This window comes from Flavobacterium sp. (assembly GCF_004211145.1).
GTDB lineage: Bacteria > Bacteroidota > Bacteroidia > Flavobacteriales > Flavobacteriaceae > Flavobacterium.
In genome coordinates this window covers 1-7,604 of record NZ_SEBS01000064.1, presented here as the reverse complement: position 1 = coordinate 7,604, position 7,604 = coordinate 1, and the positions used below count along the sequence as shown (strand labels likewise).

General features: G+C 46.6%; 10 protein-coding genes. 5 read left to right on the top strand and 5 right to left on the bottom strand.

The features are described 5' to 3' along the window. Positions 1–324, top strand: a 324-nt coding sequence (locus EOO50_RS17385) for a crossover junction endodeoxyribonuclease RuvC (protein ID WP_290841554.1), incomplete at its 5' end; no start/stop codon positions are given. 148 nt (positions 325–472) lie between these two features. Then, positions 473–1,600 (top strand): radical SAM family heme chaperone HemW, encoded by a 1,128-nt coding sequence (gene hemW / locus EOO50_RS17380; RefSeq protein WP_290841553.1) that lies wholly within the window; start codon positions 473–475, stop codon positions 1,598–1,600. Here the strand turns inward: hemW and EOO50_RS17375 are convergent. After that, positions 1,597–1,794 carry a hypothetical protein gene (locus EOO50_RS17375; protein ID WP_290841552.1) on the bottom strand — a complete coding sequence of 66 codons (198 nt, stop codon included), beginning with the start codon at positions 1,792–1,794 and terminating at the stop codon, positions 1,597–1,599. The genes hemW and EOO50_RS17375 overlap by 4 nt on opposite strands. A gap of 104 nt (positions 1,795–1,898) precedes the next feature. Continuing rightward, positions 1,899–2,276, bottom strand: a complete 378-nt coding sequence (locus EOO50_RS17370; protein ID WP_290841551.1) for a hypothetical protein — start codon at positions 2,274–2,276, stop codon at positions 1,899–1,901. Positions 2,277–2,489: 213 nt separating this feature from the next. Between EOO50_RS17370 and EOO50_RS17365 the strand changes: the two genes are divergently transcribed. The 3 genes from EOO50_RS17365 to EOO50_RS17355 all read left to right on the top strand — a co-directional run bounded on the left by EOO50_RS17365 (position 2,490) and on the right by EOO50_RS17355 (position 4,459). Then, on the top strand, positions 2,490–3,278 hold the full coding sequence (locus EOO50_RS17365; RefSeq protein WP_290841550.1) for a cyclase family protein: 789 nt from the start codon (positions 2,490–2,492) through the stop codon (positions 3,276–3,278). Beyond that, positions 3,275–3,646 carry an MmcQ/YjbR family DNA-binding protein gene (locus tag EOO50_RS17360; protein ID WP_290841549.1) on the top strand — a complete coding sequence of 124 codons (372 nt, stop codon included), beginning with the start codon at positions 3,275–3,277 and terminating at the stop codon, positions 3,644–3,646. Before EOO50_RS17365 ends, EOO50_RS17360 begins: the two co-directional genes overlap by 4 nt. Positions 3,647–3,733: 87 nt before the next feature. Further along, the gene (locus EOO50_RS17355) at positions 3,734–4,459 is read left to right on the top strand and encodes a PH domain-containing protein (protein ID WP_290841548.1); all 726 of its coding nucleotides are present in this window, start codon (positions 3,734–3,736) and stop codon (positions 4,457–4,459) included. 95 nt (positions 4,460–4,554) lie between these two features. Here EOO50_RS17355 and EOO50_RS17350 read toward each other — a convergent pair whose 3' ends face one another. From EOO50_RS17350 to EOO50_RS17340, 3 genes are all read right to left on the bottom strand, one after another. Then, on the bottom strand, positions 4,555–5,415 hold the full coding sequence (locus EOO50_RS17350; protein WP_290841547.1) for a phosphatase PAP2 family protein: 861 nt from the start codon (positions 5,413–5,415) through the stop codon (positions 4,555–4,557). 95 nt (positions 5,416–5,510) lie between these two features. Beyond that, entirely contained in the window at positions 5,511–6,611 is a 1,101-nt protein-coding gene (locus tag EOO50_RS17345; RefSeq protein WP_290841546.1) for a DUF4407 domain-containing protein, read from the bottom strand. 413 nt (positions 6,612–7,024) lie between these two features. After that, positions 7,025–7,604 (bottom strand): energy transducer TonB (locus tag EOO50_RS17340; protein ID WP_290841545.1); only part of this gene is annotated, 580 nt, incomplete at its 5' end.

The following is a 7,604-nucleotide window of genomic DNA, read 5'->3' as shown; positions in this document are numbered from 1 at the left end:
AAGAACGTCCAATCGATGCTCAAACTCGGACGCGCGCAAGGAGTCGCAATGGCCGCGGGTTTGTCGAGACAGATCCCGATCACCGAATACGAACCCAAGAAAATAAAAATGGCAATCACCGGAAACGGAAACGCGAGCAAGGAACAAGTCGCGAAAATGTTGCAACAGCTTTTGGGTTTGAAAGAACTTCCTAAAAATTTGGATTCCACCGATGGTTTGGCCGCGGCCGTTTGTCACTTTTTCAACTCGGGCAAAGTCGTCGCGGGAAAAAGTTATACGGGTTGGGATGCGTTTGTGAAACAGAATGAGAGTAGAATTAGATAATTAGCGGATTAGCGGATTAGCGAATTAGTGAATTGGATTGGGATAAAAGCAAAATTTGAGTAATGATGATTTTAAATTGGAACTTAGACGGAATCGTTAGTACGGAACATCATCCGGTAATTCGCTAATTTTCTCATTCGCTAATCAAATGCCCGGCATCTACATTCACATACCGTTCTGCAAACAAGCCTGCAATTACTGCGACTTCCATTTCTCGACGAATTTCAGAAAGAAGGACGAAATGGTCGCGGCTTTGGCCAAGGAACTGCGTTTGCGCAAAGAGGAATCTGGAGGCGAAATCGTCGACACTATTTATTTCGGCGGCGGAACCCCGAGCGTACTTTCGACAAATGAAATCAATTTCCTGATCGATTCGGTACATGAAAACTACACCGTTTCACAAAATCCTGAAATAACGCTCGAAGCCAATCCCGACGATTTGACGTTCGAGAAAATCCAGGAGCTCGCGGCTTCTAAAATCAATCGGCTAAGCATCGGAATACAATCGTTTTTCGACGACGATTTGAAGATGATGAACCGCGCCCATGATTCAGTCGAAGCAAAGAAATCGCTCGCCGAAGCCGTAAAACATTTCGACAACATCACGATCGACTTGATTTACGGAGTTCCGGGAATGTCCGACGAAAAATGGAAATCGAACATAGAAACGGCGCTGTCGTTCGGAATTCCACACGTTTCAGCCTACGCGCTTACGGTGGAACCTAAAACCGCTTTGAAGAAATTGATCGCCGACGGAAAAGTAAACGCGCCCAAAGATGAAGTCGCCGAAAGTCATTTCAGGATTTTATCCGAGACGTTGGCGCAACACGGATTCGTACATTACGAACTCTCGAATTTCGGAAAACCCGAGTATTTTTCGCGCAACAATTCGGCATATTGGCGCGGGAAAAAGTACATCGGAATCGGCCCGTCGGCCCATAGTTTTGACGGAAAATCCCGCAGTTGGAACATTGCCAACAACAGTTTGTATCTCAAGGGAATTGCAGCTGGCGAATTGCCGTCGGAAACTGAAATCCTGTCCAAAACCGACCGTTACAACGAATATGTAATGACGGGACTGCGAACGATCTGGGGCGTTTCTCTTAAAAAAATTGCAGATGAATTCGGAAAAGAATTTGAGGATTATATCAGGAACGAAGCGTCGGGATTCGTCGCCGACGGACTGCTCGAAATCGAAAATGATATCTTGAAAGCCACGCCCAAAGGCAAATTCCTGACTGACGGCATCGCGTCGGATCTATTCAAAATCGATTAGTTTTGGTGTGTGATTTCACATGAAATCCTGCGCAGGAAAAGGTCGCGATATTGAGGCGCCTTAAACGTCCAGTGCAACGTAAAGTTATCGTTGTTCGAACTCATTTCGCAGTGCCCGAGCATTTTTTTGCCCATGACGACGATCTGTCCCAATTGTTGTTCTTCAGTACGCGGTAAAGTTATTGTCGTTTCCATTTTGTCAATCTTATAGTACAAATTGACGAAATAATAAGGGAGTTCGCTTTATAGGATTTCGGTCGAATTTGTGACGAAAACCATTTTAACGATTGGTTGTGATTTTACTTGATGAACGGCGATTTCCCTGAATTTCCGTTGAAGATCCAATTCAAGGCTCCCGTTACGAGCGCGGTTCTCATATCGCTTGCTCCATTCGGGTTGAACGAATCGATCTTTACGCCGCGAATCGCATTGTCGGGAACAAAAGTCGGGCGGATCTGCCCATTCGGATCAGAATAATAGTTCGTTCCCGTGACATAATTATAGTAGACGAACATCGGTTTTGCGTTGTTGTTTCCTGACGTCACGCCAAATGTGTAAAACGAAGTATTGAACACATTCGCCTTCCCGAAAGTAATCGGAACCGTCGAAAAAGAAGGACTGAAAGTTTGCGCGAACGCGCCCATCCCGAAAAGCAAGAAAGCGATACATGTTTTCATAATCAGACTTTTAAAGCTTAAAGGTAAGAAAAATCGCAATTGAAATTTTTTTTGTTTCGGATTTAGCGTTTAGGATTGGCGAGGCAGAAGCGCAAACTCGAAAGACAATCGCTCCACCCGAGCCGCAGCCGAACTGATGGAGCGTGAAATAAATTAACGATTAAACGATCAAACGAATAAATCCCGATTCAATATCTTTGGAAAAAACAATCCATGCTCGCCAAAATCGAACATCAACGCGCAACTTTCTCAATCGACCTTTCAAAACCGATTGATATTTCGATTCCGCTTTCGTCCGATGAAAAAAATCCGATCGCGTGGTATATCGAGAAACCCGTGATTTCGCCAGTGGTTTTCGGGGATTGGATCGGGAAGGTGAGTGAAGGAAAATCATCGACGAACTTCAACAACATCTTTTTCAATCCGCACGGGCACGGCACGCACACCGAATGTCTTGGCCATATCACACGCGATTTTTACAGCGTAAACCAACAGTTGAAGACGTTTTTCTTTTCGGCCGAAGTCATTTCGATAACGCCCGAAAGCCAAGCCGATGATTTCGTAATAACCAAGAGTCAGATCGAAAAAGCAATCGGACAAAATTCGCCCGAAGCCATCGTGATTCGCACGCTTCCGAATCCGACCGACAAACTTTCGAGAAAATATTCCGAAACCAACTGGCCGTATTTGCTTGAAGAAGCCGCACTTTTCATTCGGGAAAAAGGCATCAAACACCTGCTCATCGATCTGCCAAGCGTCGACAAAGAACACGACGAAGGAAAACTGCTCGCGCACAAAGCGTTTTGGAATGTCACCGACGTAAACAATTTGAACGCCGACGCGCGACTCGATTGTACGATAACCGAGATGATTTACGTTAACGATTCGATACCTGACGGAAGTTACTTGCTCAATCTACAGATCGCATCGTTCGAAAACGACGCGTCGCCATCGAAACCGATTTTGTATAAAATCATAATTCATAATTCATATTCAAGTTGAACATCCAACAATACTATGATTTCTGCCTCGCGAAAAAGGCGGTTGAAGAAACATTCCCGTTCGACGAAGACACGCTCGTGTTCAAGGTCGGAGGGAAAATGTTCGCGTTGTCGTCGTTGAGCGAATGGGAAAAAGGCAATCCGTCGGTGAATTTAAAATGCGATCCCGAACGTTCGGCCGAGCTTCGGGCCGAGTACGACGGCATCAATCCGGGTTACCACATGAGCAAGTTGCATTGGAATACCGTGAATGTCGGCGGTGATGTTTCGGACAAACTTCTCAAAGAACTCATCGACCATTCCTACGATCTCGTTTTCAAAAGTTTGACTAAAAAATTGCAAAAGGAGATTTCCGAATCAAACGAATAGCCTTATTTTTGCCAGAACAAAAAAACTTCGTGCCTTCGTGCCTTCGTGGCCAAAGAGAACCCGGAGCGAACCTTTGAATCATCAAAAATGAAAGACTCCATAAAAAACTTCCTAAACGAAGAACAAGACCCGAAAGCCGTCGAGAAAATCACGACCAAACTCAACGATCTGCTCATGCGGAACGAAGAAGTCGGTTACATCGGCGTTCAAAAAAAGCCCGTGACCGTTTTCCCAGACAGCATCGTGTTGACGAACAAACGCATCATCATGTGCAAGCCCAAAAATCTGGGATTGTCTATGGATTTTACTGATTACGCTTGGGAAGACATTGCAGGAACTTTCGTAAAAGAGAATATTTTAGGATCCGAATTCTCGTTCTCGACCAAAACCGACATCCAGGTTTCCATCGACTATATCCCGAAGACGCAAGCGCGCAAGATTTATACGTTCGCCAAGGAACAACTCGAATTGCTCAAGGAAGGAAATGTGCAATCGGCGCCTACGTTCGCTCAACCTGAACCTGTCGCCCAAGCTGAAATCATCGAAGAACCCGAAGTGATCGAAGAAATGGAAACGGAAGAAGTCACGAATTTCGCCGAACTCGTTCCCGCAGCACAACAGGTTTTCTCTGAAGAAGTTCCGCAGATCGAAGAAACGCCATCGGCACAAAAATCGTCCGAGAAACCACTTTCGGAACTCTCAAAAGATGAGTTGTTCGAAAAGTTGCAGAACTACAAACGCTTGCTCGACAACGGGTTGATTTTGCAAGGCGAGTACGATAATTTGAAAAAGGAGATATTGCCGTTTCTATAGTGCAAAGTGCAAAGTGCAAGGTGCAAAGTGCAAGATGCAAAGTGCAAAGTACAAAGAGGATAAGTTTAGGCTTGTCCTTTTTTTGTGCCCGACAATTAGAAAACGCCCACTATTCCTATGGTCTGCTTGCCCATGTTCAAGTTCCACGAAATCTTTTTCTTGGCGGCGATCGGGTCGAAATTGCGTTTCGACTTCAAATATTTGTCGACCGATTCGACCGTGAGCACGCTTATCATTACGCCAACAGCGACGTCAGACGCCCAGTGCGCGCCTTCCCACATTCTCGAAATCGGAGTGACCATGCCAAGCGCCCATATTCCGCCTTTGACCCAGGGACTTTTGAATTGTTTCGAAATCGCATAAGCCGTCGTGAACGATAAGATCGTATGCCCTGACGGAAAGGAATGATCTCCGGGTTCTTTCGAGAACGGTTTGAACGAAGCCGGGCTTTTTCCTGTTCCCGGTCGCGCACGGCCTACGGCATTTTTCAGGAATGTCTGCAACAAGCCCCCTGCCGTCGCCGAAGTTACGAGCAACACGCCTGTTTCGCGGATTTTTTGGTTGCGCGTCAAAAGCCCGAAGGTGTAAATTCCCGCGGTAATAGTGTAGTTGTAAAGCGGCTTTCCGAAATAAAAGGCGCCTTCCTTGAGCAAATCGGGGGCTTGCGTGCCCTGATCCAAAAAATATTCGCCTATCGGCTCGTCTCCCAAATAAATCATCGCGGTCGTCACGGTCAAGGAACCCAGCGTTCCCCAATCGTCGTGCTTCCATCTTCCGGGTGCCGAATACACGTGAAGCACGCCTCCGTAAACACTTTGCCCATCGTATTTCAACGTATCCCAAAGAGAAGAAACGGTGACTTTGGTGGTGTCGGCTGCGGCTACCTGCAGGCTGTCTTGCGAGAAAACGGGAAGCCCGAGGAATGTGAGCGCGAATACTAAAAAGATGCGGTTCATTTGGGAACGATTAGTTTACTAAAATAGCAATTAGATCGAATAAACGAAGTAAACACGCATAAAAAAACCGACTATAGAAGTCGGCTTTGATATTTTCAGAACGTCTGTTTTTGCTTTTCCACGAATCGCTCGGCCTGGAGCTCCAGAAGTTCCTTTGCGGCCATTCGCTGTTTGTTGAAGATCTCGCGGTCGTCGGCGATATCGGCATACACTTTATCGTGCATCGCAGCCGACGTCGAAACCAGCAATTTACGTTGGTAGACATCTTGCGTGATCGTCGCTTTCAACGCGGTTTCCAGATCCTCGAGCTTGAAATCGTATTCGCCTTTCGGAGACAACAATTTCGCGATGATGGGCGAGGTCTCGATCGCCAAAAACAATAACATAATAAAGAATGAAGGCAGCCACGGCAAACTGTCGAGGGCGTTGATGCGCGCCATCAGACCGTCGAATCCGTCGATTACGGGTTGGGTTTCCGAGACTTTTTTGTCGAGATCGGCCTGGAGCGTTTTGTTCTTCGCTTCGAGGTCGGCGATTTTCGTGTCGTTGTTTTTCTTCAACGTTTCAAATTCCGATCGGGCCAAATCGTGTTTCGCGATCTTTTCCTTGAAAACCGGACCTTTGCCAAGCTTCATCGTTCCTTTCGTGCCTTCGGCTTCGGCAATATACGTAGCGTAAAGCGTGTTGACTTCTTTCTCCTTTTTCGCTGTCTCTGACTTCAGGCTATCGACTTGCGCCTTGTTCTTATCGAGATCCGACTGGAAATAATTCGCGACTTCCTTCTTGTTGTTGAGTGCCATCGCGTTCTTCTCCTTGAGCAGAACCGTGTTGATTTCTTTTTCGAAAATCTTGATCTCAAGCGGTTTTGAGATTACGATCGCAATAATGATCGCGAGCACGATACGTGGCGTCGCCTGTAAGAATTCGGCTGAGAAACTATCGCGTTTGCGAATCGTCGATACAATAAAACGGTCCAGATTGAAAATGAGCAAGCCCCAAACGAAGCCAAAGAAAACGGCCGGGTAAATGCTGTCGAAAACCGTGTACAGCGCATAACCGCCCGCGATAAAAGCCATAACGGCCGTAAAGAAAACCGTGGCACCGATGCCAGCGAATTTGGTTTGTTCCCCTTCAGAACACGTTTCGAGCAGCTTTCGGTCGGCTCCCGAACACAGGATAAAAAAGTCTTTTAGCATGATGATGATTTTTTGATGGATGATTCGCTTACAAAGTTAACGCCAAAAATTTCAGGATGTTGTAATTTATTGGCAATGAACATTGGTAGTTGACGATTTGGGCGTTCCGGCGGCTTGGCAAAAGCTGGTCGCATTTGCCAAGCCGCCGTCGGGCTTCGCGTTCCAATCTTTTGGAAACCTCAAAGGTTTTTAAAACCTCAAAGGTTTTTCCAAAAGGATTTCCACTGCAATCCCTAACGCGGACGGTCCGCATTGTACGATTTCGGCAAACGAAAAATCAATTCACGAGGAGCGGATTTTTGGTGCAAGGTGCAAGGTTCAGGGTTCAGGGTTCAAGGTTCGCCCATTTAGATGAACACATTCTCGGCAGACAAGAACTCAAATAAACGCATCAACACATCAACGCATCAACCCTATCGATAACTAACCGGCAACGAAAACTCACTCCTCACAACTTTTCCGTTTTCCTTCGCCGGAATCCATTTCGGAGATGATTTCATCACGCGAACGGCTTCGTCATTGAGCCCGTATTTCGATTGGCCTTTGAGCACTTTTACGTTTGTGATACTGCCGTCGGTCTCAACGGTAAACGCCAGGAAAATTTTACCTTTTGCCTTTGCTGCTCTCGCTTGGGCCGGCATTTTGAATTCCTGGACGTAGAAATCGAAGAACTTTGCGATTCCTCCGGGAAAGCTTGCCTTTTCGACGTCGTTGGCTGACGATTCCGTATCGGCAATTTTTGGCTGCGTCGGGGTTTTCAATACTCTGGTTCCTTTTGCATCGAAATACCATTCGAGCACCGTCGGATATGGCGAATGATCACCGGCCACTTTTGGCGGTGGCGGCGGCAACTGCTTGAGTTGATCGCGAGTTAGCTCGTCGAAGCGTTTGGTTTCGGTCGTACCGTCGGCATTCTTGATGTGAAACGTCGTCTCAGAATAATACGTAGCCGTTTTTATCGTGTCTCTCGGAATTTCGAAAGCGGGCGGTGGC

Bases quoted from the DNA above. Each gene is read 5' to 3' on its own strand.
- EOO50_RS17350 (WP_290841547.1), bottom strand. From the start codon at position 5,415: ATGAACCGCATCTTTTTAGTATTCGCGCTCACATTCCTCGGGCTTCCC.
- hemW (WP_290841553.1), top strand. From the start codon at position 473: ATGCCCGGCATCTACATTCACATACCGTTCTGCAAACAAGCCTGCAAT.
- EOO50_RS17365 (WP_290841550.1), top strand. From the start codon at position 2,490: ATGCTCGCCAAAATCGAACATCAACGCGCAACTTTCTCAATCGACCTT.
- EOO50_RS17375 (WP_290841552.1), bottom strand. From the start codon at position 1,794: ATGGAAACGACAATAACTTTACCGCGTACTGAAGAACAACAATTGGGA.
- EOO50_RS17345 (WP_290841546.1), bottom strand. From the start codon at position 6,611: ATGCTAAAAGACTTTTTTATCCTGTGTTCGGGAGCCGACCGAAAGCTG.
- EOO50_RS17370 (WP_290841551.1), bottom strand. From the start codon at position 2,276: ATGAAAACATGTATCGCTTTCTTGCTTTTCGGGATGGGCGCGTTCGCG.
- EOO50_RS17355 (WP_290841548.1), top strand. From the start codon at position 3,734: ATGAAAGACTCCATAAAAAACTTCCTAAACGAAGAACAAGACCCGAAA.